Origin of the sequence: Pandoraea sp. E26, from assembly GCF_000681415.1 — a bacterium.
GTDB lineage: Bacteria > Pseudomonadota > Gammaproteobacteria > Burkholderiales > Burkholderiaceae > Pandoraea > Pandoraea pnomenusa.
Map to the genome: position 1 here is coordinate 170,218 of NZ_AYXJ01000007.1, position 25,207 is coordinate 195,424.

At 65.3% G+C, this 25,207-nt stretch carries 23 protein-coding genes and 1 pseudogene; 9 read left to right on the forward strand and 15 right to left on the reverse strand.

What is annotated here, in order from left to right; all coding sequences use genetic code 11:
• Positions 1 to 8: 8 nt before the first annotated feature.
• From aepY to W930_RS31115, 6 genes and pseudogenes are all read right to left on the reverse strand, one after another.
• Complete coding sequence (gene aepY / locus W930_RS0104705; protein ID WP_023597004.1) at positions 9 to 1,196, reverse strand: phosphonopyruvate decarboxylase; 1,188 nt, start codon at positions 1,194 to 1,196, stop codon at positions 9 to 11.
• Positions 1,189 to 2,898, reverse strand: coding sequence for a phosphoenolpyruvate mutase (gene aepX / locus W930_RS0104710; protein WP_023597003.1), 1,710 nt, complete (start codon positions 2,896 to 2,898; stop codon positions 1,189 to 1,191). Before aepX ends, aepY begins: the two co-directional genes overlap by 8 nt.
• Positions 2,895 to 3,659 (reverse strand): NTP transferase domain-containing protein, encoded by a 765-nt coding sequence (locus W930_RS0104715; protein ID WP_023597002.1) that lies wholly within the window; start codon positions 3,657 to 3,659, stop codon positions 2,895 to 2,897. The genes aepX and W930_RS0104715 overlap by 4 nt, the downstream gene beginning before the upstream one ends.
• A gap of 15 nt (positions 3,660 to 3,674) precedes the next feature.
• Positions 3,675 to 4,697, reverse strand: coding sequence for a flippase-like domain-containing protein (locus W930_RS0104720; RefSeq protein ID WP_023597001.1), 1,023 nt, complete (start codon positions 4,695 to 4,697; stop codon positions 3,675 to 3,677).
• Positions 4,698 to 5,522: a 2OG-Fe(II) oxygenase gene (locus W930_RS30015; protein WP_048806866.1), complete on the reverse strand. Its 825-nt coding sequence runs from the start codon at positions 5,520 to 5,522 to the stop codon at positions 4,698 to 4,700.
• Positions 5,523 to 5,696: 174 nt separating this feature from the next.
• Positions 5,697 to 6,275 (reverse strand): annotated as a pseudogene (locus W930_RS31115) (CDP-alcohol phosphatidyltransferase family protein); the annotation flags it as partial.
• Between the two features lie 300 nt (positions 6,276 to 6,575).
• Between W930_RS31115 and W930_RS0104730 the strand changes: the two are divergent.
• Positions 6,576 to 7,331, forward strand: a complete 756-nt coding sequence (locus W930_RS0104730) for an SDR family oxidoreductase (RefSeq protein WP_023596999.1) — start codon at positions 6,576 to 6,578, stop codon at positions 7,329 to 7,331.
• 140 nt (positions 7,332 to 7,471) lie between these two features.
• Here W930_RS0104730 and W930_RS0104735 read toward each other — a convergent pair whose 3' ends face one another.
• From W930_RS0104735 to W930_RS0104765, 7 genes are all read right to left on the reverse strand, one after another.
• On the reverse strand, positions 7,472 to 7,819 hold the full coding sequence (locus tag W930_RS0104735) for a hypothetical protein (RefSeq protein WP_023596998.1): 348 nt from the start codon (positions 7,817 to 7,819) through the stop codon (positions 7,472 to 7,474).
• Positions 7,820 to 7,968: 149 nt separating this feature from the next.
• Positions 7,969 to 8,313, reverse strand: a complete 345-nt coding sequence (locus W930_RS0104740; protein ID WP_224785326.1) for a cupin domain-containing protein — start codon at positions 8,311 to 8,313, stop codon at positions 7,969 to 7,971.
• 96 nt (positions 8,314 to 8,409) lie between these two features.
• Positions 8,410 to 9,249: a siderophore-interacting protein gene (locus W930_RS0104745; RefSeq protein ID WP_023596996.1), complete on the reverse strand. Its 840-nt coding sequence runs from the start codon at positions 9,247 to 9,249 to the stop codon at positions 8,410 to 8,412.
• Positions 9,249 to 9,896 carry a PadR family transcriptional regulator gene (locus tag W930_RS0104750; RefSeq protein ID WP_023596995.1) on the reverse strand — a complete coding sequence of 216 codons (648 nt, stop codon included), beginning with the start codon at positions 9,894 to 9,896 and terminating at the stop codon, positions 9,249 to 9,251. Before W930_RS0104750 ends, W930_RS0104745 begins: the two co-directional genes overlap by 1 nt.
• Before the next feature lie 295 nt (positions 9,897 to 10,191).
• Positions 10,192 to 10,989 carry a transporter substrate-binding domain-containing protein gene (locus W930_RS0104755; RefSeq protein WP_031627347.1) on the reverse strand — a complete coding sequence of 266 codons (798 nt, stop codon included), beginning with the start codon at positions 10,987 to 10,989 and terminating at the stop codon, positions 10,192 to 10,194.
• A gap of 599 nt (positions 10,990 to 11,588) precedes the next feature.
• Positions 11,589 to 12,059, reverse strand: a complete 471-nt coding sequence (locus tag W930_RS0104760) for an HU family DNA-binding protein (RefSeq protein ID WP_023873541.1) — start codon at positions 12,057 to 12,059, stop codon at positions 11,589 to 11,591.
• Positions 12,060 to 12,396: 337 nt separating this feature from the next.
• The gene (locus tag W930_RS0104765; protein WP_023873542.1) at positions 12,397 to 13,455 is read right to left on the reverse strand and encodes a hypothetical protein; all 1,059 of its coding nucleotides are present in this window, start codon (positions 13,453 to 13,455) and stop codon (positions 12,397 to 12,399) included.
• Positions 13,456 to 13,847: 392 nt separating this feature from the next.
• Between W930_RS0104765 and W930_RS26080 the strand changes: the two genes are divergently transcribed.
• Positions 13,848 to 15,080, forward strand: a complete 1,233-nt coding sequence (locus W930_RS26080; RefSeq protein WP_023596991.1) for a sugar MFS transporter — start codon at positions 13,848 to 13,850, stop codon at positions 15,078 to 15,080.
• On the opposite strand, the gene pagP is transcribed toward W930_RS26080, so the two are convergent.
• The gene (pagP, locus tag W930_RS0104775) at positions 15,056 to 15,754 is read right to left on the reverse strand and encodes a lipid IV(A) palmitoyltransferase PagP (protein ID WP_081326921.1); all 699 of its coding nucleotides are present in this window, start codon (positions 15,752 to 15,754) and stop codon (positions 15,056 to 15,058) included. The two genes, W930_RS26080 and pagP, sit on opposite strands and share 25 nt — an antisense overlap.
• 750 nt (positions 15,755 to 16,504) lie before the next feature.
• Between pagP and W930_RS0104780 the strand changes: the two genes are divergently transcribed.
• From W930_RS0104780 to asd, 3 genes are all read left to right on the forward strand, one after another.
• Positions 16,505 to 17,491, forward strand: a complete 987-nt coding sequence (locus tag W930_RS0104780; protein ID WP_023596989.1) for an acetaldehyde dehydrogenase (acetylating) — start codon at positions 16,505 to 16,507, stop codon at positions 17,489 to 17,491.
• Between the two features lie 34 nt (positions 17,492 to 17,525).
• The gene (gene dmpG, locus W930_RS0104785) at positions 17,526 to 18,545 is read left to right on the forward strand and encodes a 4-hydroxy-2-oxovalerate aldolase (protein ID WP_023596988.1); all 1,020 of its coding nucleotides are present in this window, start codon (positions 17,526 to 17,528) and stop codon (positions 18,543 to 18,545) included.
• A gap of 494 nt (positions 18,546 to 19,039) precedes the next feature.
• Positions 19,040 to 19,888 (forward strand): archaetidylserine decarboxylase, encoded by an 849-nt coding sequence (gene asd / locus W930_RS0104790; RefSeq protein WP_023596987.1) that lies wholly within the window; start codon positions 19,040 to 19,042, stop codon positions 19,886 to 19,888.
• 83 nt (positions 19,889 to 19,971) lie between these two features.
• Here asd and W930_RS0104795 read toward each other — a convergent pair whose 3' ends face one another.
• Positions 19,972 to 20,712, reverse strand: coding sequence for a GntR family transcriptional regulator (locus W930_RS0104795; RefSeq protein WP_036642904.1), 741 nt, complete (start codon positions 20,710 to 20,712; stop codon positions 19,972 to 19,974).
• 147 nt (positions 20,713 to 20,859) lie between these two features.
• Here W930_RS0104795 and W930_RS0104800 point away from each other — a divergent pair, with 147 nt between their 5' ends.
• The 4 genes from W930_RS0104800 to W930_RS0104815 all read left to right on the forward strand — a co-directional run bounded on the left by W930_RS0104800 (position 20,860) and on the right by W930_RS0104815 (position 25,174).
• The gene (locus W930_RS0104800; protein ID WP_025249502.1) at positions 20,860 to 22,158 is read left to right on the forward strand and encodes an MFS transporter; all 1,299 of its coding nucleotides are present in this window, start codon (positions 20,860 to 20,862) and stop codon (positions 22,156 to 22,158) included.
• 73 nt (positions 22,159 to 22,231) lie between these two features.
• The gene (locus W930_RS0104805; protein WP_023873546.1) at positions 22,232 to 22,966 is read left to right on the forward strand and encodes an aspartate/glutamate racemase family protein; all 735 of its coding nucleotides are present in this window, start codon (positions 22,232 to 22,234) and stop codon (positions 22,964 to 22,966) included.
• A 4-nt stretch (positions 22,967 to 22,970) separates the two neighbouring features.
• Entirely contained in the window at positions 22,971 to 24,386 is a 1,416-nt protein-coding gene (gene hydA / locus W930_RS0104810; protein WP_023873547.1) for a dihydropyrimidinase, read from the forward strand.
• 41 nt (positions 24,387 to 24,427) lie between these two features.
• Complete coding sequence (locus W930_RS0104815) at positions 24,428 to 25,174, forward strand: aspartate/glutamate racemase family protein (protein WP_023873548.1); 747 nt, start codon at positions 24,428 to 24,430, stop codon at positions 25,172 to 25,174.
• Positions 25,175 to 25,207: the final 33 nt, after the last annotated feature.

Consider the following 25,207-nt stretch of genomic DNA (forward strand, 5'->3'; position numbering starts at 1 on the left):
TCGGTCGCTCAGGCCGAAGCCGGGGCGCGTTGTGCAATATGGTCCATCAGTCGCGCCCTGACCGTCTCGGGCGTGACCTTCGGCCGCGGCAGCCCGTCTGGCGTACCCGGGCGAGTGCTCAGGCACGCGAAACGCGGGCCTTCGCTCAGGCTGGCCGTGCGGGCGTCGAACAGTGCCTCGACCACGTCGAGCGTGTCGCCCTCGAGCGCGAGCGCATAGCCGCTGGCGGCGGCCACGCCCGCGAAGGAAACGCTCGGCGAGACGGTGGCCTGGGCGCCGGTAGAGTCGTGCGAGGCGTTGTCGAGCAGCAGATGGACGAGGTTGGACGGACCATAGGCGCCCAGGGTCGCGAACGCGCCCATGCGCATGAGCGCGGCCCCGTCGCCGTCGAGCGCGACCACGCGCAGGTCCGGACGTGCGAGCGCCAGGCCCAGCGCCAGCGTGGTGACGCATCCCATCGAGCCGACCATGTACAGCTGGTTGGCGCGATCACCGAGTGCGTAGAGCTCGCGTCCACAAAAGCCCGTGGACGCCAGCACCACCGTGCCTTCGAGCGGCGTGTGAGCGATCACGCGTTCGAGCGCGTCGCGGCGGGTCGGCAGCCCGGACGGCGCGACGCCGCGCATCATCGACACGGGCGCCGGCTGCGCCGCACGCGCCGGACGCTCGGCCGGTTGCAGCGGGTAAGGCGCCACACTGCCTTTTTGCATCACGAGCGCGTAGGGGCGTCCGGTCTCGTCCATGTGGCGAACGGCGCGCGCCAGCGCGGGCGCGATCGCCTCGGGTTCGGTCGGGAACAGCTCCCAGGGCACTTCCATCAGATCGAGCATGGCCGGCGTGATGGGGCCCATGAGGGCGTGCTGGGGTTCGTCGGTGATGCCGGGCTGGCCGCGCCACGTTACGATCAGCAACTGCGGCAGGCGGAACGTCCATGTGAGCGACGTGAGCGGACTCACGGCGTTGCCCAGCCCCGAGTTCTGCATCATCGTGACCGAACGGGCGCCACGGCCCTCGCCGAGGGTCGCGCCGGCCGCAATGGCGACCGCGTCACCTTCGTTGGCCGCCGACAGATAGTGCAGCGTGGGGTCTTGCAGCACGTAGTTGATGAACGGCGTGAGGAACGAGCAGGGCACGCCGGTGTACCAAGTGAAGCCATGCTTGCGTGCGGCTTCGACGAATTGTCCCGCCTCAATCACCTTGTGCCTCCGACGCTGCGCCGCTGAAGGGCGTCTGACCGTGGGCGAAGTCGCCCGCGCGGCGGAATTCCTCCATGTCGTTCACCCCTCGCCAGTGGCCGTGCACGTATTGCACCGCGATGGCGGCGCCGTCGGCCGCGAGCGCGTTGATGAGCTCCGGCATGCCGAGCCGGTCGAAATCCGGGCGCGTCTGCAACGCCGCGAAGACACGCTGGAGTCGCGCGCGGCCGTCGTCGCCGCGTACGCCCAGCAGGCCGATCCAGCGGCCGTTCGGTGTGCGCCCGGCGTCGGATGCGTCGCCGCTGATCTTCTCGAGCCGCGCTTGCTGGCCGAAAAGCCCGCGATCGTCGCCTGACGAGCAATAGGCGAAGTCGCGCACGCTGGCGTTCGCGGCGTTGGCCGTGGTCGCGGCGCTCGAGTCGACCACGACGGTAAAGTCAGCCTCGCTCTCGACCAGATCGCGCACGATGTAGCTGCGGAACAGCAGGTCGCCGTAGGAGATCACGGTGTCGTGCGCAAACGCGTTGGCCACCTGCGCGAGCGAGGCCAGTTCGCCGGTTTCGGCGTGGCGTTCGTTCACGGCCAGCGTGATGCCGGCCGTGTCGATGGCGTCGGCACGGTAGCCGCCCACGACCGTGATGTCGTTCACGCCCTGCTTCTTGAAGCCATCGACCAGCCAGCGCAGCAGCGGCTTGCCGGCCACAGGCAGCATCACCTTCGGGCGATCGGTCGTCACGCTTTCCAGATTCTTGCCACGGCTCGCCGCCAGCACGATGGCCGAGCGCGGCGCATTCGCGGCCGACAGGTAACGATCTTCGGCCCGGGCGTATTCCTCGGCGTCCTGCAGGCGGAAAATCTCGTCGACGGTCGCGATGCGGTCCTCGACGTTGACCAGCGTTTCGCTGCGATGGATCTCCGCGGCGACCGCCTGCATGGCGGAGGTGGCCGCGCGGATCAGGTGGTTCGCCCAGATCACCACGCTGATGCCGGCGTCCCGGAAAACGTCGGTCGGGGTGCTGTAGTACTTGGTCGGCACGATCACCAGCGGGCAGCGGTTATCCCATTCGCGGGCGAACTGCACGATCTCGTCGGCACGCTTGAGCTTGCTGTGGATCAGGATGGCGTCGGCGCCGGCCAGACGGTACGCCTCGGCGCGGCGCAGGGCTTCTTCCATGCCCCAGCCTGCGATCAGGGCCTCGACGCGTGCGACGATCGAGAAGTCGTCGTCGCCCTGCGAGTCCTTGCCTGCCTTGATCTTGCCGCAGAATTCGTCGACGTCGGCCAGCGGCTGGCGCTCGCCACCGATGAAGCTGTTGGTCTTCGGGAAGACCTTGTCTTCGATGCAGACGCCGGCAACGCCGCGTTGCTCGAGCTTGCGCACGAGGCGCCGCATGTTGTTGAAGTTGCCGTAGCCGGTGTCGCCGTCGAGCAGGATCGGCAGATCGCTCGCGTCGGCCATGAACTCGAGGTTGTCGACGACTTGCGTCCAGCTCGCTTCGTTGTTGTCGCGTACGCCGAACTGCGCCGAGATAGCCAGACCGGATGCCCAGATGCCCTTGAAGCCCGCCTCGCGCACAATGCGCGCGGACAGGCCGTTGTGGGCTTCCATGAGAAATTCGAGTTGCTGGCTGCGCAGCATGGCGCGCAGGCGCGCGGCGCGCGTTGCCGTCGGCGGGAGGGTAAATGCGTCGGGAGCGTTCATTCGGACACCATGGTCAGTGGTTCGAGCTGCGGCAGCACCTGTTCGGCGGCACGCTTCACGTCTTCAGGGTAGTCGATTTCGATCCACGGGAAGCCGGTGACGTCGGCGGTCTCGAATTGCGCACCGCGCTCGAGCAGCAGATCGCGCACGGCCTCTTCGTGCGGCATCTTGGCGCGGCCCGTTTCGACGTAATCGCGCGTGATTTCGGCAAGGCGCGCGGCCGTCGCTTCGTTGAAACGGAAAAAGCCGACGGATTCGCCGACCGTGTCGTACGTCAGGCCGACCATGACCTGCTTGCGCAACTCGACCGGTACGCCGTCGCGCAGACACAGCTTGACCGGCTCGTCGCCGACTTCGAAATCACGGTCGATGAGCAGGCGATTGGCGGTCTTGCCGGCCACGAGCGCGTTGAAAATGCGCTGGTCGTAGAGCACGTCGGCGTCCATGACGAGCACGTCGCCGCCAGCGGTCATGGCCTCCGCGGCGGTATGCAGCGTGAGCACGCTGCCGAGATGGAATTCGGGATTGAGGCAGATCTTCGGGCGCGGCGTCCAGTTCAGGCGATCGAGCTCCTCGCTCACCTGTTCGTGGTGAAAGCCGAGCGCGAGCACGACGTCGGTGATACCGGCGGCCGCCAGCATGCGCAGGTGGCGCTCGAGCAGCGACATGCCGTCGAACTTCAGCAGGCACTTGGGCGACTGCTTGTCCTCGGGCTGGAGCAAACGCAGGCCCATGCCTGCGGCGAGAATGATGGCCCGCATGATCGATTTCCTTCTTTAGAGCGGTGCAGTATCCGTGGCGGACGGCAGCGGCACGTTTTGTTGCGCCTCGCGCTGGCGACGCCAGCCACGTTCGGAGAAATGCAGATAGACGAGGCCCGGCACGCCGAGCAGCAACTCGCGCGTGCGTTTGGCCAGTGAGAGGGCCAGCGCGGCGTCGGCCGGCAGGCCCACGAGCGGAGCGAGCAACAGATAGCCGCCTTCCTGAACGCCGAGCGAGCCGGGCACGAAGAACGCGGCGCCGCGAATCGCCTGGCCCAGGCTTTCGAGCAGCAGGGCGTCGACCCAGCTGACCGGGAAGCCCATGAAATGGCAGATCAACCACACTTCGGCCGTGCCGACGATCCACCCGACCAGGCTGAGCAGGAAACTCGCAATCACCTGGCGGCGCTGGCCGTACATGCGCAGGACGATCTCGTCGACGGCGTCAGCGCGGTCGAGCAGCGACGACCAGTCGCGCTTGGACGACATTTTCGAGAGCATGCGAAACGCCCAGCCGAAGATGCCGCGTCGTTGCGCGACATAGAACCCATACAGCAGCACGGAGATGAGCCCGGTCGCCAGCAGCATCGGCATCCACAGGCCGTCGCCGGTGCCGCGCGTCGCGCCAATGCCGAACACGGCCAGGCCGAGCAGCGCGAAAACGATCTGGGCGACGGCCTGCAAGGTGGTGCTCACGGTAATGCCCGCCGCCGCCTCGCGCCCGGCCATGCCGTTTTGCTTCATCTGGCGAACCATCGCGATCGGTCCGCCGATCTGACCGGCCGGCAGCAGGCTGTTGACCGATTCGCCGACCCAGCGGGTGAGCGTGGCACGGCGCAGCGAGCACGACTTTGCCACCAGCACCTGAATCGCGGCGGCGTCGAGCACCAACGGCACCAGGTGGAAGGCGGCGATCGGCAGCAGCCCCCAGCCGGCGCCGGCCAGCGTGGACATCACCGATCCCGTGCCCTGCCAGATCAGCAGGGCCACGAAAAGGGCAAAACCGAGGGTGAGAGAGACGATGGCGGTCCGGTTCATCTAGCGTTTCGTCCGTCCCAGTACTTGACGAAACACTTGCCGGAATCCGAAGTAGGCAATGGCGTCCTTCATGTTGGAGATGAAGCGCTGCCAGGTGCCCATGCGAGGATCGGTCACGTACTCGAACGTGAGCGAGATTCGCTCTTCGTTGTCGCCGAGCGGCGTAATCCGGTGATGCAACTTGTCCCCGTCGAAGAACACCAGCGCCCCCGGCGGATACGCCACGGCGCCGTCGATCTGCGCAGCGCCCGGGTTGCGTGTGTGGAGCCGGTATTCGAGCTTGCAGCTCGATTGGTCCACCACGCCGAGCAGCAGCGTGTAACGGCGGCCCTTGTAGTAGGAAGTGTCGTAGTGCCAGCCGATGTGGTCGCCCGGGCGGGTGTAGTAATACAGCGCGTAAGCGTGCGGGTCGTCCTGCGGCGAGGGGAGCAGCTTTTCGCCGGCGAGCCGCTCGAGAAACCGCATCAGGGCCGGCGAACGATACAGCTCGGCCACGAACGGCGCGCGCTCGTCGAGCGTATGTCGGCTCACGCTGCCGCCTTGCTTGTGCCCGGGAAGATAGTTGCGGTTCACGTTCGGCGTGACCGCGCGCGCGGCGGCGATCAGTTGCTGCGTCACCGACTCCGGCAGGAATTTCTCGAGATAGACGAAGGCGTCCTGCGATTTGAATTCACGGGAGACATCGTCGATGTCGAGGGCGTCGAGCGCACGTTCGATTTCGGCGTCGGCCGCGAAGGCGGCGGGTTCGGTGGAGACTGGGGCCGCCGGTGCGGCACCGTTGGCCGTGTCCGGCGCAAGCATGCTCGCGTGCGTCGCGCGACGCATCACGCGCACATAATCGGCGATGACCAACAGCGCAAAGACCGGCGCGCCGATCGCCGCGGCGATCAGAAAGCCACGTGTGCCATCGAACAGCGTCACGAGCGGCATGAGATACAACACGTCTTCGGTCTCGAATCCGCCGACCGAGGCCTGACGGGTACCGGCCTTGCCCACGCGGTCCTCGATGCGCATGCGCAGGAAGAAAATCAGCGCCACGGCAACGCCGGCGATCCAGCCGAGCGCCGAGGCCGACAGCGGCACGGGCAGCGGGTACTGCTCCGGGGCCATGGCATCCACGCCCATGCCGATGCCACCGAACAGCAGCACGGTCACCAGGGCGTCGGAGGCCAGGTCATAGAGATGGCCGATACGGCTGCTCTTGCCGCTGATGCGCGCCAGCTCGCCGTCGGTGTGATCGATGAAGTTCGACAGTACCAGCAGCACCGCGCCCAGATTGGCCATGGCGTAGCCACCCTGCGCGAATGCCCAGGTACAGGCCAGGCCGACGATCAGGCGAAGCGTGGTGAGGTGGTTCGGCGTGACGCGTGTGTCGACGAGCGGCGTGACGAGCCAGCGTGCGAGCCGCGCGTCGTATTGACGCGGACGTGGCGGCACGGGGCGTTCGGACGCAGCATCAGGTGCCGAAATGATTTTCGGTATCGTTTCCATGAGGGGGGAATATATACCCATAAGGCGGTAATGTGCAGAGCACTCAAAACCCCGTATCGGCCGGACAACCTTGGGGATTCGGCGCATTGACGCGCATTGACGCGCATTGGCGCGCGATGGCGCCGAAGCGCTGCGCGGCTTCGCACCGTTGTGCAGAGGGCTCGCCGAGTCCGCTATGACTACGGTAGGTCATCAGCGCGCGAAGTTCGCGATTATATTCTGCAATACACCATTTCGCTTTGCAGCCCGGTGGCGTCGTTTTGACGCGGCCACGCCGGCTCGGCGAGAAAAGCGACGCAAAGTCAGGATAGCGGCACCGCGTCGATGCGCGGATAATGGCGTCCCATTCGTCATTTTTTGCGGCGTGCTCCAGCCGCCCATCTCCCGATGTCCCAAACGATTGCCTTGCTTACCGGTGCGTCCCGCGGTCTCGGCGCCGCACTCGCTCGCGGCCTGCTCGCTCCTGGCACCCGCCTTGTCACGATGGCACGCCGCACCGACGACGACCTCGCCGCGCAGGCCGCGGCCAAGGGAGTCGAGCTCGAGCAGATTTGCGTCGATCTGGCCGACACGGCCGCCGCGGCGCAGGTTGCCGAGCGCGTTTTTGCCGCATTGCCCCGCAATGCCGGCCGGTACCTGCTGATCAACAACGCGGGCACGGTGCATCCGGTGGCCAATTCCGCTGCATTGAACGACCCGGCGGCCATCGGCGCCGCGTTCGCGCTGAACGTCACCTCGGTGATGCTGCTGACCTCGCGTTTTCTCGCGGCCACGCAGGGCCTGCAGGCCCGCCGCCAGATCGTGAACATCTCATCCGGAGCGGGACGCAATCCGAACGCCGGCTGGGCCGTGTACTGCTCGACGAAGGCCGCGCTGGATATGTATACGCGCGTGGTGAACGCCGAACATCGCGAGCACGGCGTGCAGGCCGTTTCGCTTGCCCCGGGCGTGGTCGACACCGGCATGCAGGAGGCGATTCGGAGCAGCAGCGAGGAAAGCTTTCCGGCGCTGGCCCGGTTCCAGGAACTCAAGGCGAGCGGAAAGCTGTCGTCGCCTGAGGACGTCGCTCGCCGCATTCTGGCACTGACCGAGCGCGACGATTTCGGTCAGACGGAAATCGACGATATTCGCAACTACACCTGACGTCCGGCAAGCGCCGCGGCTGAACGTCGACGCGCGCCTATCGCTTCGCGAGGCGTGAAAAACACCGGGCAGCCGATTGGCTGCCCGGTGTTTTCGTTTGGATCGTGCGTCGGGTCGCGCGCAGCGGTGACGCCCGGCGTCTATTGTTCAGTGCCGGTAATGAAAACACTGCCATTGCGCTCAGGCGCATATAGGATCAGCGTAGGCGTGTGAATATCGAACGCGCGCTCGCAGGCTTCACCGTATGAATCGAACTGGACCGCCCACGCGCCATTGCGCACGTAGCAGTGGGTAATGGTGTCGGTCCGCCGATCGAACTCCTGCCCGAGAAACACGCCCTGCGTGTAGCACCAAACGACGAACCCGTGAAAATCGGCCTGCTCGGGGGGGCGAAAGACGCGCCAACGCGCATCGTCCCTGCCTGCCTGACGCGCCGTCGCGCCCGCGGCCCAACGTTCGAAACCGTCGTGTCGTTTGCGTTGCTCCATGTCGTCGTACCCCCTTTGGGTGAACCGCCCTTGAAATGCCGGGACTCGACATCCCCGGGCGCGTTTCCATAGTCGGAATTTGTTCCCGGCATTTCTATCAGGCAATTCCGAAAGGCGGCAGGGAATTTCTCCAAAGGGGCGACGACGGCTCAGTCGTAATGGATCGCGAGCCACACGGTTGTCTCGCCCTGCGCGGTCCATTCCACGCGGTGACGCCGATTCGGGGCGATCGTGACCGCGTCGCCGGGCCGCAGAACGAGCGTGTCGCCCGCCGAGTCCGCGAACGCCAGCCCGGCGCTGCCGGCAAGCAGCACGACCCACTCGTGTTGCGGCTGGTCGTACCAGAACCCGGGTGGAGATGCCTGCCCGGTCGAGACGATGCGCTCGACGCGCAGCCCGGGCCGGTCGATCAGCCTGTCGAACTGCTCGGCGGCCGCCGGATCGGGGTGCGAGGGCAGGCCGGCGAACAGATTTGTGTCCGGTATGAGGGGCATGTGCATACGAAGGTGAGACGCTCGAGCGTGGGGTTGAGAAGCATATCCGCGCGGCCTTGTTTTCCACGGCCCTGCGCAGGACGGCGACCCCGGCGATCAGTCGTCGAGATTCTCGTGCACGGCGGCGTCGCCTCGTCGCCAGTATGCCGCCGCCTTGACCCACTTCGGATTCAGGCCGCGCTCGTCCACGAGGTAGCGACGGATGGCCTTCGCCACGCCGGCTTCCGCCGCGACCCAGGCGTGGAGGTCGCCGTCGGGCAGCGTGGCCACCTGAAGCGCGTCGAGCAACGCGGTGCTCTGTCCCGCGGGGATGCCTTCGCGATAGATCCATTCGACCACGACGTCGGCATCGCTCGCGAAGCGAAGCCGATCGGCCGGGCTGTCGACTTCCACGAACACGAAGACCAGCGAGCCGGCCGGCAATTCGGCCAGGCGTCGCGAGATGGCAGGCAGGGCGGTGTCGTCGCCAATGAGCAGGTAGCCTTCGAAATTCATCGGAATGATGAACGAGCCGCGCGGTCCGCCAACGCCGATGCGGTCGCCCGGCTTCGCCGAACGCGCCCACTCGGTGGCCGGGCCGGAGTCGTGCAGCGCGAAGTCGATGACGAGCGTTCGGGTCGCCGCGTCGAACCGGCGCGGCGTGTAATCGCGCATGAGACGCGGCGCATCGCCGGGCGCGGGTTTGGCCACCCCTTCCGGGCCGACCCTGGGTAGCACCAGTTCGCCGGTTTGCGGGTCGGGGAAGAAGAGCTTGACGTGGTCATCGAAGCCGGGACTTTCGAAACCCTCGAGATCGTCGCCGCCCAAGGTCACACGCCGCATGTTGGGCGTCAGCGCTTCGACGTCGCGCACTTCGAGCAAACGCATGCGAAGTTCGTGGCGCACGCGTTGTGGCGTGCGATCGGGGATGGCGTTCGGTGCAGCGTTGTCTTGCATCAGAGTCGCTCCAGTTGTTGTGCGGCCGCGTCGAGAATCGCGGCGAAGGCATTGGCCTGATCGGTCGTAAGCGGCTCGCCGCCAAGACGCAGGTGCACGGCATATTTGAAGTTGTGCAGCGCGCGCATGACCTGCGGCGGCATGTCTTCCGAACGTTCACGCCGCGTGGCCAGCCGTGCGAGCAGTTCCGTCACCGAATCCTCGTTCTCGGCCAGGTATTCGCGGCCGGCGTCGGTGACTTCGTAAGATTTGCGCTGGCTGTCCCCCGTATTTTCCTGCACACGGATGAAGCCCATTTCCTCCAGGAGCGTGAGCGTCGGGTAGACCACGCCCGCGCTGGGGCTGTAAGTGCCGTTCACGCTTTCTTCGATGGCCTTGATGAGCTCGTAACCATGACGCGGTTGCTGAGCGATGAGGTGAAGCAGCACGAGGCGCAGGCCGCCATGGCTGAACAGCCGGCCGCCGCCTCGTCCGCCCCGGCCGCCGCGTTCCACACGCGCGTCGTCGCCGCGTCCGAAGCGACCCTCGCCATATCCCTCGCCACCGCTGCGCCGCCCATGCCGCCCGCCGCGGCGTTCGTCGCCAAAGTCCATTTTGTCCAGGTCCAGCGGGCCCCGGCCCATGAAATCGCCACGTGATCCACGCATGATGCGACTCCTTTTCGATGTAGTTAAGACGTGTTTACGATATATCTAAATTGAATCGAAAGCAAAGTTATTTTTTGCCGTGCTTCGGGTCGGGACGCGGCAATGCCCGTGCGGCAGGCGATTTGAGGCGATTCTGACTTCGATGGTGAACGCATCGACTGTATCGAAATGCGCATTTCGATACAGTCGGGTGTGGGAGGGGCGGCAGAAGGGCAGGGCTGTGAAGGCGGGGCAATGTGCAGCGGGCGATATCGATGGCTTCGGCGCGACCCCGATGCGCCGAAGCGGACGGCGGCTACGACAGTTTCGGCAGATCCGTATCGAGCCACTTCCGATACAACTTGTTCAGCTCGCCATTGTTGGTATTCCGCGTGACAAAGTCATTGACCGCCGCGAGCAGCTCGGGCTGATTGGGACGCATGGCGATGCCCATGGCCTGTTGAAGCAGGTTGAACTTTGGCTCGAACTGGCCAGGCGCGCGCTGGCGAATCGCATTCGCGACGGTGACCGAGCAACCAATGGCGTCGACCTGGCCGGTGAGCAGCGCCTGCATGGCGGAGGCGTCGTCTTCGAAGCGACGAATCTCGGTGCCGACGGGGGCCGTTTTCGTGACGGCCATGTCTTGCGTGCTCGCGCGCGCCACGCTTACCCGCAGCCCTTTGAGGTCCGCGGCGGATTTGATCGCCGTGCCTGCCTTGCCGAGCAGCACGATGGTCGCGGCCGCATACGGCTTGGAGAACTGGACCTGTTTCGCGCGCTCCGGCGTGATCGCGAGCGATGCAACCAAAACGTCCACCTTGCCGCTCAGCAGGTACGGGATCCGGTTCGGTCCCGTGACCGGCACCAGATTCACCTTCACGCCCATGTCATGCGCGAGCAGCCGTGCGACGTCGGCGTCGTAGCCGTCGGGCTGCGCCTGGGCGTTCGTGGTGCCGTAGGGAGGAAAGTCGATGAGCATCCCCACGTTGAGCGTTCCCTTCTTCTTGATGTCGGCAACGGTCTGCGCATGGGCGGGTGTGGCGAACAGCGAGAGCGTACTGGTGAGTACGCTCCCGAGCGTGCCGCCGAGCGAGCCGACGAAGCCCGCAGGCATCGCCGCCACGCCGAGCGTCGCGAGAAATCCGCGGCGCGAATGCGGATCGATCTCGCCAGCGGGCGTGCGGCGGCTGGCCGGGTGTGGCAACGCGGTGCGTTCTGGTACAGGGTGACGCGACAACTTGCGAGTCATGTTGAGTCTCCTGAAGCCGGGCAAACCACCACCGGCGTGGCCGATGGTGTGGCGCGAGCGAAATGCCGCGACCGGTCAGCGCACTGGCCGACGGGCGTCCCGAGCGATGGTAGCGGGCGGCAATAAAGGCGTCCACTCAGCAATTACCCGAGCGAAAACCCGAGGTTCGGCGACGCCGCGCGGCGCGACGAAGCCGTCGTAAAAGTGATGAGGATGACGAAATCAGTCACATGCGGGAGCGCAGGGGGTGCGCGCGTCGGGCCGTGGGGAGTTCGCGAAATCGTGGCGTCCGGGGACGGCGGTCGCGAGGGGGGAGGGCGGTGCAGCAGGGGCGCGGGATGGCGAGATAGCGAACGGGGGGCAAAAAAAACGGTGCCGAAAAATCGGCACCGTTATCAGGCGCAGCCTGCCAGGTCTTCGCTTTTCGCCGCGCCGTGGCGTGCACGGCGGCGTGAGCGCAGGACTTACTGGGCGGCGTCCTTCACCTTCTTCAGCGGGCGAACCTTCACGCGCACCGAAGCCGGCTTGGCCGGGAACCAGCGCTCTTGACCCGTGAACGGGTCCTTGCCGAAACGCTTCGCCTTGGCGGCGATTTGCTGCGACGTGACCTTGAACAGACCATGCAGCGTGAATTCGCCGACGCCCTTCTTGTGCAGCGAGCTGATGATGGTGTTCTCGAGTGCGGCGAGCACTGCCTTGACTTCCTTCACGGCGACTGCCGATTGTTCGGCGAGGTGTGCTGCGAGCTGGGTCTTGTTGAGTGCTTCCTTGATCGGCGAAACCTTGCCGTTCGCGGCGGCCTTCGGAGCTGCCTTCGCGGCGGTCTTCGGGGCTGCCTTCGGAGCAGCCTTCTTCGCTGCCGGCGCCTTCTTGGCGGCCGGGGCCTTTTTCGCCACAGGGGCCTTCTTTGCTGCTGCTTTCTTTGCCGTTGCCATATCGATCCAATCGATGAGAATAAGAAAGTGCCGTCGGAGAACGGCCACCCGAATGATACGTCTTGCTGCGCCGACGATTCTACCTAAGAAATCGCTTCGTGCGAGTAGTGCGCGCACAATGTTGCGCGCTTGCCGCACAAGGCTGCGCGCCGGATCGCAGCGGTTTTCCCGCGGGATTTATCGCGCTTTTGTTCGCGGCGTATCGACGGGTTCGCGCCGTCGCGTTTTTTTCACCGCGACGCCGGCGCGCCTTTCCTCGCGTCATTGCGGGCGACGTAACACCGAATTTTCCGTGTGAAGCGCCGTGCGCGGCAACGCCTCGATCGCCCGTAAACCCTCAGAAACGCTGCATTTCGCAGGTTTCGCAGCGACCGTCGGCATTGCACCAGGCGTCGGTGAGCGTGGTGCCGTCGGCGCCGAAAGTGATGTCGTGCTTTGCGCCGAAACTGCCGGCCATCTGCAGTTTTTCGCCGACGAGCGTGCCCTGTACCGAGGTGTGAACATTCGGCTCGACATCGTCGACACTGCCCGTGACCTGCGCGCCGTTGAGCGCGAGCGACATGAGTCGCGTCATGGGCGAGCCCCACAACTGCCACCATAGCGGCGCGTTCGTGCACAGGCCGCGCCAGCGTCCCGACGGGTTCACCACGCGTGCCGGCACCTGCGCGCTCGCCTGCATGACCGTGCCCGGCGGAATCGGTGGGGTCACGACGGTGACGCCGGCCGGTGTCGGTGCGTCGATCGACGTGACGTCGCGCGCAACGTCGGGGGTGCCCGCGCGGGTGGCGTTCACCGCGTTCAGTCCCGCCGTGTCGCCGATCTGGCTCGGCGGCGGCTGCGTCGTGGCTGCGCTGGTGGCGTCGGCGGTCGCCGGGAGCGGCTGCACTTGCGCACCGTGGCCGGCCAGCGGGGCCGGCGCTGCGTACGCGATCGGCGCGGTCGGCGCTGCGCTGTAGGTGCCCGGGGCGCCGTCGACGCGCGCCATCTCCGGCGGCAAGCCGTCGTTGGGCACAGGGGTCGAAGCCGACGCGCACGCGTGGCAGGACATGTGCGACAGGTTGTTGCGCGTGAGCGGGCGCGTGCCGTACAGACGCAGTGCGCTTTGCGCGCCGTTCTGCACAATCGTCACGTACGCCGTGTCATCGAGCTGGTAGTCGACCTTCGCACATGACGGCGCGTCGGTCTGCAGCGTCACGTCGGCCGAGAACGCGCCGTTGAGGGCGCGTACGGGCAGAACGGATACGGAAGCCGAACAGTCGGCGACGATCTGCGCACAGTTGCAGGCGAGCGGTGCGAGCGCGGCAGGCGCTGGCTGCGCCTGCGCGTGGCCCGCATAGGTGAGCGTGCCCGCGACTAGCCATGCTGTCGCAATCTTGAATGAAGCCAATCCCCGCATGATGTATCCCCGAATGTGCGGCCTATCCCGTGCTGCGGATAGTCGATCAAAAGATGTCGGCTGACAAGCGCCGAAAACAGCGAACAACTAGATAAAACGCGCGCTCCACGGCGTATCGGAAACATCGCCGCGTCACGCAAATATGAGATTTCCCCCGTATCCTGGCATGGATAGTGCGGTCTACACTCCTTACGTCTGCCCCCCTTCATTGCGCATCAACGCGCTAGTGCCGTTGCCCTCTGGAGAGATGCATGCCCGACGATCGCCTCTGCGAACCCCGCACCGCAGCCCAAACCGCCCCCCAAACCGCCCCCCAAACCGCCGACCAAACCCCGGACCAAACCATTTGCGGCCCCGATGCCTGGAATGCGGCTCCGGCGGCCCGGCCTTCCGTGAACCGCGTGCTTGCCGTGCTCGCCACGTTGTTCTTCGCGATGGGACTCATCACGTCGCTCAACGATATTCTCGTGCCTCACTTCAAGGCGGCGTTCGACCTGACGTATCGCGACGCGGCGCTCATCCAGTCGAGCTTCTTCGCCGCCTATTTCGTCGTGTCGTACCCGGCGGGGCAGTACACGGCGCGCGTCGGTTACCGGCGCGCCCTGGCGAGTTCGCTGTGGCTGGCAGGTCTTGGCTGCGCACTGTTCTTTCCGGCCGCGGCACTGGTCTCGTATCCCTGTTTCCTCGCTGCACTCTTCGTGCTCGCGAGCGGCGTCACACTGCTGCAGGTCGCCGTCAATGCGTATGTGGAGACCTTGGGCTCGCGCGGTGCGGCCGCGAGCCGTCTGACGCTCGTTCAGGCATTCAACTCGCTGGGCACCACGATCGGTCCGCCGCTCGCCGCCCTCTGGATCCTCGCGCCGCAATCGTCGGCGGTCGCCGGGCACGCCGCCGACAGCGTACGCGGACCCTATGGCCTGCTGGCGGGCGTGCTGGCGTTGGGCGGTATCGTGCTGTGGCGCCTGGCGCTGCCGGAGCCGGGCGCCACCGGGACGCCGCGACCGGGTGTGCGCGCCAACGTTGGCGGCCTGTTCGCGCACCGTCCCTTGCGTTACGGCATCGTGGCGCTATTTCTTTATGTCGGCGCGGAAGTCAGTATCGGCAGCTTTCTCATTGTCTTTCTGACGAACACGCAGACGGGCATTGCCGACCACGCGCATGCGAGCCGATATTTGCCGTTCTATTGGGGCGGAGCGATGGTCGGGCGCTTCGTCGGCGCATGGCTGCTGCGCCGGGTGTCTCCCGGCAAGATGCTCAGCGTATGCGCGCTGTACAACCTGACACTGATCGTGGCGTCGCTGGCGGTGCCGGCGTCGCTCGGGATGTGGCTGCTGCTGGCTTGCGGATTGGGCAATGCCATCATGTTTCCGACGATTTTCTCGCTTTCGGTGGGGGGACTGGGGGCGCGCGTGAGCGAGGGGGGCGGCCTGATCTGCATGGCGATCGTGGGCGGTGCGGTGTTGCCCTATCTGCAGGGCATGCTCGCCGACGCCGCCGGGCTCATGTTGTCTTTCCTGGTGCCGGCGGCGGCCTATCTGTACATCGCGGGGTTCGGCGCATGGAGCGCGCGCGCCATGGTGCCGACTGACCCCGCGCGGCATCAGCCGGGTTTGCCGAACGTGTAGCGCCCGAAGATGAACAACACGTTGCCGTTGCCCTTGCCGCCAGGCACATATGCGGTGGAGACAGACGCGCGTCCCACGCCAATCTCGGCGAGCGGGAGCGCGCCGGGGAAGGGCACACCGCCGAGCGTGTCGGAGCGCGACATCAGAAACACCGTGTAGCCGAGTCCGAAGCGCACGGGGCCCGCGTTCGCGACGTTCCAGATGCGGCCGTAGCCGGCCATCGGCGACCAGTCGTTGTGCGAGTCCTTGAATGCCATGGCGTAGAGCATGCGCGAGCCATTCCTGCCGTCGGACAACACCCGGCCGTAGCCCAGGCCCCAGGGATTTTCGTTGTATTGGGCGATCTTGTCGGCCGTGTAGGCGAAGCGCAGATGATGCGTGTGCAAGGGCACGTACAGATCGCTGGCGCCTTGCGTGGCCACGTCGCGCACTTCGTCGACGATCGCACCCGTCCAGGTCGACATGACGCCGGGGGCGTCGTTTGCCCGCGCGGCAAGTGGCGACAGGCAGGCGACGGCGGCACCCAGCGCGAGCGCATGGCGACGCGACGCCTGAAACGCGCGGCGTAGCGGATGGACGCGCAAGGGAGAGAGAACGATTCGGGTGTGGACGGCAAGCGATGCGAGTGAGATCGATGGCGCGAGCCGCCCGATGCATTGGGGGGGCGTAGTCATGGTTGTGCGAGCGATGTTGCGAGACGCGTGTCGATCGTGATCGTCGACATCGCGGGGCGACGCGTGGCGCGGGCAGGGGGCGGGTAACGTGTCGGTGTCGGTGTCGGTGCCGGTGCCGGAGTCAGTGCCGGTATGGACGACGGCGCGCCTGCCCCGCATTCGCGTGTCTTCTAGACCCCCCTCACCGGCGAAAAGTTCGCCTCGCGACCCGCGCCTCTCCCGGTGCCCGCCGCTCTTGCAAGACGTGACCGATCCGGCTGCGACGAAAAGAAAGCCTTTTGCGTCAAAGGCATACGCCGGATATCGACGTGTTATTCACCGGGTTGTGAACATTTTCTGTGGATAACGCATGCGATGACGCCTCCCGCCGAAGTGCGCCCGACCGGCCCACCATGCCGCGTCTCGAGGATCGGGGCGATGGCGCAGCAAATATGCGCGACACTTTTCCCGCGTCCGATCAAGGACTTGGGCGACCTATCCTGAAGTTGTCCACTGGCTTGCAAACAGATTCTGTGGATAACGGCATCCACCGAAAACCCGCGCCGCGCCTGGTTTTCGCGCACGCGGCACAACTTTCGCGCGTCGTCATTCTTCCCTGTCGAATCAGTCACTTGGCATGCTTTTCCGCAAGTTATCAACGGGCTTGTGAACAAAAAATGTGGATAAGCCGTGCCAGGCTTTGCACTCTTAAAATCCCAATATATGAGATCAATGTTTACATGTTGACATTTTGGTCGGCGGGGAAATACTATGCGCCTCATACCGGTCGACGGACACGTTCAGGAGACGACAGTGACAGAACGACGCAAACAGAAAGTGGCGATCATTGGCTCGGGCAACATCGGCACCGACCTGATGATCAAGGTGATGCGTAACAGCGAGCATCTGGAGATGGGCGCGATGGTCGGTATCGACCCGGCCTCGGACGGCCTGGCGCGTGCCGAGCGTCTGGGCGTGCCGGTGACGGCCGGCGGCATCGACGGCCTGCTTGCCATGCCGGGATTCGAAGACATCCGCATCGCGTTCGACGCGACGTCGGCCAAGGCGCACGCGCATCACAACGAACTGCTGCAAGCGCGCGGCGTGCAGGTCATCGACCTGACGCCGGCGGCGATCGGTCCGTACGTGATTCCGTCGATCAACCTCGACGCGCACCTCGATGCGCGCAACATCAACATGGTGACGTGCGGCGGTCAGGCCACGATTCCGATGGTCGCTGCCATCTCGCAGGTCGCCAAGGTGCACTATGCGGAGATCGTCGCGTCGATCTCCAGCAAGTCGGCTGGACCTGGCACCCGCGCCAACATCGACGAATTCACCGAAACGACCTCCAAGGCCATCGAGGTGCTCGGCGGCGCGTCGCGCGGCAAGGCCATCATCGTGCTCAATCCGGCCGAGCCGCCGCTCATCATGCGCGACACCGTCTTCGTGCTGTCGGAGCCGGGCGATCAGGCCGCGATCGAAGCGAGCATTCAGGCGATGGTCGACAAGGTGCACAGCTACGTGCCGGGCTACCGCCTCAAGCAGAAGGTGCAGTTCGAGCTGTTCGACGCCTCGCGTCCGCTCAACGTGCCGGGCCTGGGCAAGCTCACGGGCCTGAAGACGTCGGTGTTCCTCGAAGTCGAAGGCGCCGCGCACTACCTGCCGGCCTACGCGGGCAACCTCGACATCATGACCAGCGCCGCGCTGGCCTGCGCCGACCGTATTGCCGCGACGCGCCTGGCGCTCGCGGCCTGAACGTCGCACGCGCTATCAGGAGACTCACACCATCATGACGCAGAAAAAGCTCTATATCTCCGACGTGACGCTGCGCGACGGCAGCCACGCGATTCGTCACCAGTACAGCATTGCCAACGTCAAGGCGATTGCGGCCGCGCTCGATGCCGCCCGTGTCGATTCGATCGAAGTCGCGCACGGCGACGGCCTGTCCGGCTCCAGCTTCAACTATGGCTTCGGCGCGCACACCGATCTCGAGTGGATCGCCGCCGTGGCCGAGACGGTCACGCACGCCAAGGTCGCCACCCTGCTGTTGCCGGGCGTGGGTACTGTGCACGACCTGCGCGAGGCGTATGACGCGGGGGCCCGCGTGGTGCGCATCGCCACGCATTGCACGGAAGCCGACGTCTCGCGCCAGCACATTGCCTATGCGCGTGAGCTGGGCATGGACACCGTTGGCTTCCTGATGATGAGCCACATGACCACGCCACAGCATCTGGCCGAACAGGCCAAGCTCATGGAATCGTATGGCGCGCAGTGCATCTACGTGGTGGACTCGGGCGGTGCGCTCGGCATGAACGATGTGCGCGATCGCTTCCGCGCATTCAAGGACGTGCTCAAGCCCGAGACGCTTACCGGCATGCACGCGCACCACAACCTGAGCCTCGGCGTGGCGAACTCCATCGTTGCGGTGGAAGAGGGGTGCGACCGGATCGACGCGAGTCTCGCCGGCATGGGGGCAGGGGCGGGGAATGCGCCGCTCGAGGTCTTCATCGCGGCGGCGTCGCGCCTGGGATGGAACCATGGCTGCGACCTGTACACGCTCATGGACGCCGCCGACGACATCGTGCGTCCGCTGCAGGACCGCGCGGTGCGTGTGGATCGCGAGACGCTCGCGCTCGGATACGCAGGCGTGTATTCGAGCTTCCTGCGCCATGCGGAAGCCGCCGCCGCGCACTACAACCTCAAGACCGTGGACATCCTGGTCGAGCTGGGGCAGCGTCGGATGGTGGGCGGTCAGGAGGACATGATCGTCGACGTTGCACTCGATCTGCTCAAGCGTCGCGCCGCCTGATCGTCGGCATACACGGCCGCGCGTCGAACCGGGTGCCCCGGCGGTACCCGCGGCGCGGCACTTCCCTGCCCACACCGGCCCCTCGTCAGACGGGCCGGTTTTTTTGCGTCTTGAATCCGCGTGATTTACCATCGCGGGGCCAGATCGCGTCGCGGTCGCCGGGGGCCGGATATCTGCGCGCCGCGTGCTCGCCATGTGCTCGCGATGTGCCCGCCACGTGCCCGCCACGTGCCCGCCACGTGCCCGCCACGTGCCCGCCACGTGCCCGGCAGGCGGCTATCGTGCGGCTGGTCGACCTCGCTTCGCAACGCAAAACGCCCCCATCGCCAAAATGCGAGAACGTTGGCGGAATTCCGGGATAATCGCGAACTTTGGTCGAAAGTGCGCTGCGGCGCTCGCCGATTGTGCATAATCGCGCCGATGGTAAATTCGGCACCGATGCCGCCAGGCGCCGCATGACTTCGTACCCTGATCGATACCTAGGAAATCCACCTGTGTCCGACCGCGCATTCGTATTGCTACAACATGTCTTGCCCAAAACGCTCATGACGCGTGCGTTCGGCTGCCTGGCGAATCGGCGCCTGGGTGCCGTGACGCCCTGGGTGATTCGGCGCTTCATTGCCCGCTACGGTGTCGACATGACGGAGGCTCAGCGGCAGGCGCCCGAGGCGTACACGACCTTCAACGACTTCTTTACCCGGGCACTGCGCCCCGGTGCGCGCCCGCTCGCTTCGGCGCAGATGATCTGCCCGGCCGATGGCGCGGTCAGTCAGTTCGGCACGATCGCACATGACCAGATTTTTCAGGCCAAGGGCAAAACGTTCGGCAGCGGCGCGCTGCTGGCCGGCGACCCCGCGCAGGCGAGTCGTTTCAACGACGGCCAGTTCGCCACGATTTACCTGAGCCCGCGTGATTACCACCGCATCCACATGCCGTGCGACGGGCGGCTTCGCTCGATGCGACACGTGCCGGGGGCGCTTTACTCGGTGAACCCCGCGACCGCGCGTGGCGTCGACGCCCTGTTCGCGCGCAACGAGCGTGTCGTATGCGACTTCGATTCTCCGCAGGGGCCTTTCGCCATGGTGCTGGTCGGCGCGGCGATCGTCGGAAGCATCGCGACCGTGTGGCATGGCATTGTCAATCCGCGCAGCGGTGGTGGGGCAGCGGGCGTGAGTACGTGGGATTATGCGCAGCGCGACGTTTTCCTGAAGCAGGGCGAGGAGATGGGGCACTTCCAGCTCGGCTCGACGGTGGTGCTGCTCGTGCCGCCGGGGATGGGACGGTTCAGCCCGGACTGGTCTGCCGGCTGCCAGGTTCGCATGGGCGAGGCGATGATCGTCTGAGCGCGGTGCGACGACGCGTGGCGCGCTCGTGCGCTCGTGCCATGTGCAGGCTCGCACCCTTCCGTTTGCCCGTCTTCTGACGCCTAGCCCGCTTTTTCCGCGTTGCGCTGCGCGCCGTGCCGGATGGCTTCCGCCACCACGCTCAGCACTTCCCGCGCCGTGTTTTCCGAGTGCGCCCGCAGTACCTCCGCCAGACGCGGACGGCCGGGTTCGCGCAGCGCCGCGATGATCTCGTCGTGCTCCTCATGCGAGGCCTGCCATCGCGACATGTCCGCGTTGGCGGCGCCGCGCGCCCGATGCACTTTGCTCATCAGACTTGCGTAGATCGACGCCAGCACCGGGTTGCCGGCGCCATCGACGATCATCTGATGGATCGCCTGATTGGTTCGAAAGTACTCGGTGCGCAGGCCCTTGCCGTACGCATCGAGCATCTGGCCGTGCTGCTTCTCGATGGCGGCAAGCGCCTTGTCGGTCAGACGCCGGGCCGCCAGTTCACCCGCCATGTGCTCGAGCCCGTGAAGCGTCTCGAACGTGGCCCGGAGCTCCTCGAGATCCAGCGGCGCCACGCGATATCCGATGTATTGCCGGTGCAGCACAAGACCTTCCGAGACCAGCGTCTTCAGCGCTTCGCGCAATGGGGTCTTGGAGACATCGAACAGCTCGCAAAGGGCCTTTTCGTCGATGCGCTCACCGGGCGGCAATTCACCTTCCTCGATCATCATGCGCAGGCGCGCCGTGATCTCGGCTGCCATGCCCAGCGTGCGGAGCTTATGGGATTTCTGAAGGGGAAGGGTCACGGTCTCTGGCGTGTTTAGCAGTGTCATAAATATCCTACCATATAGGGAATTCCCTAAATCAAGTCTAATAAAATCAATTATTTACCGATATTGTAATTACAGATTACAGATCCTATACTCCATCCCAAGTCGCGCGACGAATCGTATTCAGGTCATCTACTCGGGAGAGTCACCATGCAGTCGACAGGTAGGGTCGCCACTTTGGCAACTGCAAAAAGTGCCGTGCGCTGGAAGATTTTTTTCTTGATGTTGTGTCTGATCTCGATCAACTACATCGATCGGGCATCGTTGTCTGTGGCCATGCCGTTGATTGCCAAGGAGTTCGATCTCACGCCCGCGATGGAAGGGCTGATTCTGAGCGGCTTCTTCTGGACCTATGCGGTGATGCAGATTCCAGGGGGTATGCTGGCGGACAAATACAAACCCCGGATCGTGATCGCGCTGGCGACCGTTTTCTGGGGGATCTTCCAGGCCGCGGCCGCGTTCTGCACGAGCGCCACGTCGTTGCTGCTCACGCGATTCGGGCTTGGCGCGGCCGAAGCGCCGATTTATCCGGCGGGCGGGAAGCTGAACGCAATCTGGATGACGCAGCATGAACGCGGGCGCGGGGCAACGCTGCTCGACGGCGGCGCTCCGCTCGGCGCCGCGCTCGGGGCCATCATCATCACGTGGCTCATCACGCTGTTGGGATCCTGGCGTCTGGCGTTCGTGGTTGCCGGTGTCGGGACGGTGCTCGCCGGATACGTCGCGTGGCGCTATATCCGCAACACCCCTCGCGAACACCCGGGCGTGAACGACGAGGAAGCGACCCATATCGAACAGGCGCAGGCGAGCGAACATCAGGCCGAACCCGCCAATCTCTCCGGCCGCTCGCTCGACTTCTTCAAGTACCGTTCCGTATGGTGCATGGCCCTCGGCTGGATGTGTTTCAACACCGTCTTTTACGGCTTGCTGACCTGGATGCCGAACTACCTCCACAAGGTGCACGGATTCGATATCCGGCAAATGGGCGGCGCGAGTTTCGTGATCTTCTTCTGCGGCTTCGTCGGCGAGTTGCTTGGCGGCTGGATCGGCGACAAGTGGAAAGCCGCGGGCGGGTCCGCCAATAAGGTCATGCGCACCCTGTTCGGCATCGCCGCGATCGTCGCGACCGTTTCGATCTTTTCCGTGGCCTATGTCAAGAGCGATGTCGCGACGGTCGCACTGCTGTCCTCCACGCTCTTCTTCCTTCGCTGGTGCGGGCTGTACTGGTGCATTCCGTCGATTCTCGGCACGCGCCACAAGGTGGGTTTCCTCGGGGGAGTGATGAATCTCGGCGGCAACATCGGCGGTATTTCGGTCCCGCTGATCGTCGGCCTCATCGTGCAGACCACGGGTTCGTACTTCCTCGCCCTGATGTTCTTCGCGGCCGCCGGCGTTGGCCTGTTCGTGTGCTCCACGCTGATCGACTACGAACGCAAGCTGCCCGTCTGACAGTTGCGCAACCTTTTCAAACCACGATCGGCCAGCCTGTCCGTTGGCCGATCTCCGTGCTTCAGGTAAGACCATGACGACGAAAAAAAGAAAGCTGCTTGGCATGCTCACGCCGTCCTCGAACACGGCGCTCGAGCCGATCACGAGCGCGATGGTGTCGGGACTCGACAATGTGTCGGTTCACTTCTCGCGCTTTCGCGTCACCGAGATTTCGCTCGGGGCGAGCGCCCTGGGGCAATTCGACCTGCCCAAGATTCTCGATGCGGCGCGACTGCTCGCCGACGCGCAGGTCGACGTCATCGCGTGGAACGGCACGTCCGCCGGCTGGCTGGGGTTCGAGACGGACGAGGCGCTGTGCCGGCAGATCACCGAGACGACCGGCATTCCCGCCACCACGTCGGTGCTCGCGCTCAACGAAATTCTGACGCGCACCGGTGTGACCGAACTGGGGCTCGTTACGCCCTATTTGGAAGACGTGCAGCAACGCATCGTCGCGAACTACGCGCGCATGGGCATTCGGTGCACGTCGGAGCGCCATCTGAGCCTGAGCAGGAACTTCGAGTTCTCGGAGGTCAGCGGCGAGACCCTGTCGCGTCTTGTCGGCGAAGTCGCGCAGTCGCGTCCGCAGGCGATCACGACCTTCTGCACCAATCTGCATGCGGCGCCGCTCGCGCGCGACCTCGAAGCGAGGACCGGCATCCCGATGTACGACACGATCTCGACCGTCATCTGGAAGTCGATGCAGCTCGCGGGGATCGACACGCGTGAGCTGCGCGGCTGGGGACAACTGTTTACCGAAGGAGCATAAGGCAATGGGCGACACCTTCGATCTGGTCATTCGTCACGCCGACGTCGTGACGGCGTCCGACCGCTTTCAATGCGACATCGGCGTGCGCGACGGTGTGATCACGGCCTTGGGCAAACACCTTGCCGGTGGGGCGCGCGAGATCGATGCGACCGGGCTGCTGGCACTTCCCGGCGGCGTGGACGGTCACTGCCATCTCGACCAGCCGATGCCGGACGGGCTGCGCATGGCCGACGACTTCCATACCGGTACGCGTGCGGCCGTTTGTGGCGGCACGACCACGGTGATCCCGTTCGCGGCGCAGGAAAAGGGCGGCTCGCTGCGCGCCGCGGTCGAGGACTACCATCGCCGTGCGCATGGGCGCGCCGTTGCCGACTACAGCTTTCACCTGATCGTTTCGGATCCGACGGAAAAGGTGTTGCGCGAAGAGTTGCCGCAGTTGATCCGGGAGGGTTATACGTCGTTCAAGATTTACATGACGTACGACGATCTCAAGCTCTCCGATCGCGAGATTCTGGAAGTGCTGTCCGTCGCCCGCGAGCACGATGCGCTGGTGATGGTGCACGCCGAGAACGCCGACTGCATCGCGTGGCTGACGGACAAGCTCGTGGGACAGGGGCGCATCGCCCCGAAGTTTCACGGCCTCGCGCGCCCGGCCGCCGTCGAGCGCGAAGCCACGCACCGCGCGATCACCTTTGCCGAACTGGTCGACGTGCCGATCCTCATCGTGCATGTCTCGGGCAAGGAGGCCGTCGGACAGATCCGCTGGGCACAGGGCCGGGGCATGCAGATCCTTGCCGAAACGTGCCCGCAATATCTCTACCTGAGTGCCGAGGACATGGGGCATCCGGGCGACGACGGTTATGCCGGTGCGAAATGCGTGTGCAGTCCCCCTCCACGCGACACCGATAACCAGGAGGCCGTCTGGAAGGCCCTCCGGCAAGGCGTGTTCTCCGTGTTTTCGTCCGACCACGCTCCGTTCAACTACGAGGACCCCCAGGGCAAGAAGCCGGGCGGCAAGCCACAATCGTTCGAGCACATCCCGAACGGCATTCCCGGCATCGAAACGCGTATGCCGTTGCTGTTCGACGGCGTACGGCAAGGGCGCATCTCGCTCCATCAATTCGTCGAACTGACGTCATATCGACCCGCGCGCCTCTATGGGTTGTACCCGCGCAAGGGAACGATTGCGGTGGGCGCGGATGCCGACATCGTGCTGTGGGACCCCGAGGCGCGCATGACCATCCGCAACGCGCAGTTGCATCACGCCGTCGACTACACGCCCTACGAGGGGCGCGAAGTCACGGGGTGGCCGGTGCACTGCTTCTCGAGAGGCGAACAGTTGGTCGCCAACGGTCAGTATCTGGAACCCGCTGCCGGCCGAGGACAATTCCTGCCGGCAGGCAGCCCGTCGCTGGTGTAACGCCGGTCTCACGCCAATCGACGCAACTTGCAGGAGCGGTTATGCGCCTACTTGTGGTAAATCCCAACATCTCCACCAGTGTGACGGCACTCATCGAAGCGGAAGCACGCCGTGCGGCGTCGCCCGACACGGCGCTGTCGTTCGCCACGGCGGCGTTCGGCGTCGCCTACATCGAAACGCGGTTCGAAGCGCTGGTCGGGGGCTACGCCACGGCGTGCGCGGCAGCGGAACACGCCGGCACGTTCGACGGGCTGGTCGTGGCGGCGTTCGGCGACCCGGGACTGGGCGGGCTCAAGGAACTGTTCGACGTGCCCGTCATCGGCATGACCGAGGCCGCGCTGGCGAGCGCCTGTCTGCTGGGGGCGCGCTTCTCGATCATCGCCATCTCGCATCGCATTCAGGCGTGGTATCGGGAATGCGTGGAAGCGAACGGACTCGCTTCGCGGCTGGCGAGCATTCGCAGTCTGACATCGCCGTTGCGGGACATTGCGACGGTTCAGGAGGATCACGCCGAACGACTCATTGCGCTCAGCCGGCAAGCGGTCGACGAAGACGGCGCCGATGTGATCGTGGTTGCAGGCGCGCCGCTGGCTGGATTGGCCCGCACGTTGCGTAACCGAATTCCGGTGCCGGTCGTCGATGGCGTATCTAGCGCCGTGCGGCATTGTGAGTCGCTGGTTGCGCTGCAACCCGGGGCGGCGATGCAGGGGAGCTTTCAGCGTCCGCCGTCCAAGCCCAATGCGGGCATGCCACCTGCGCTCGGCCGGTTGCTCCGCGCGCCGGAGTGATGCCGGGTTCCGGCGGAACCGGCGGTGAGGGGA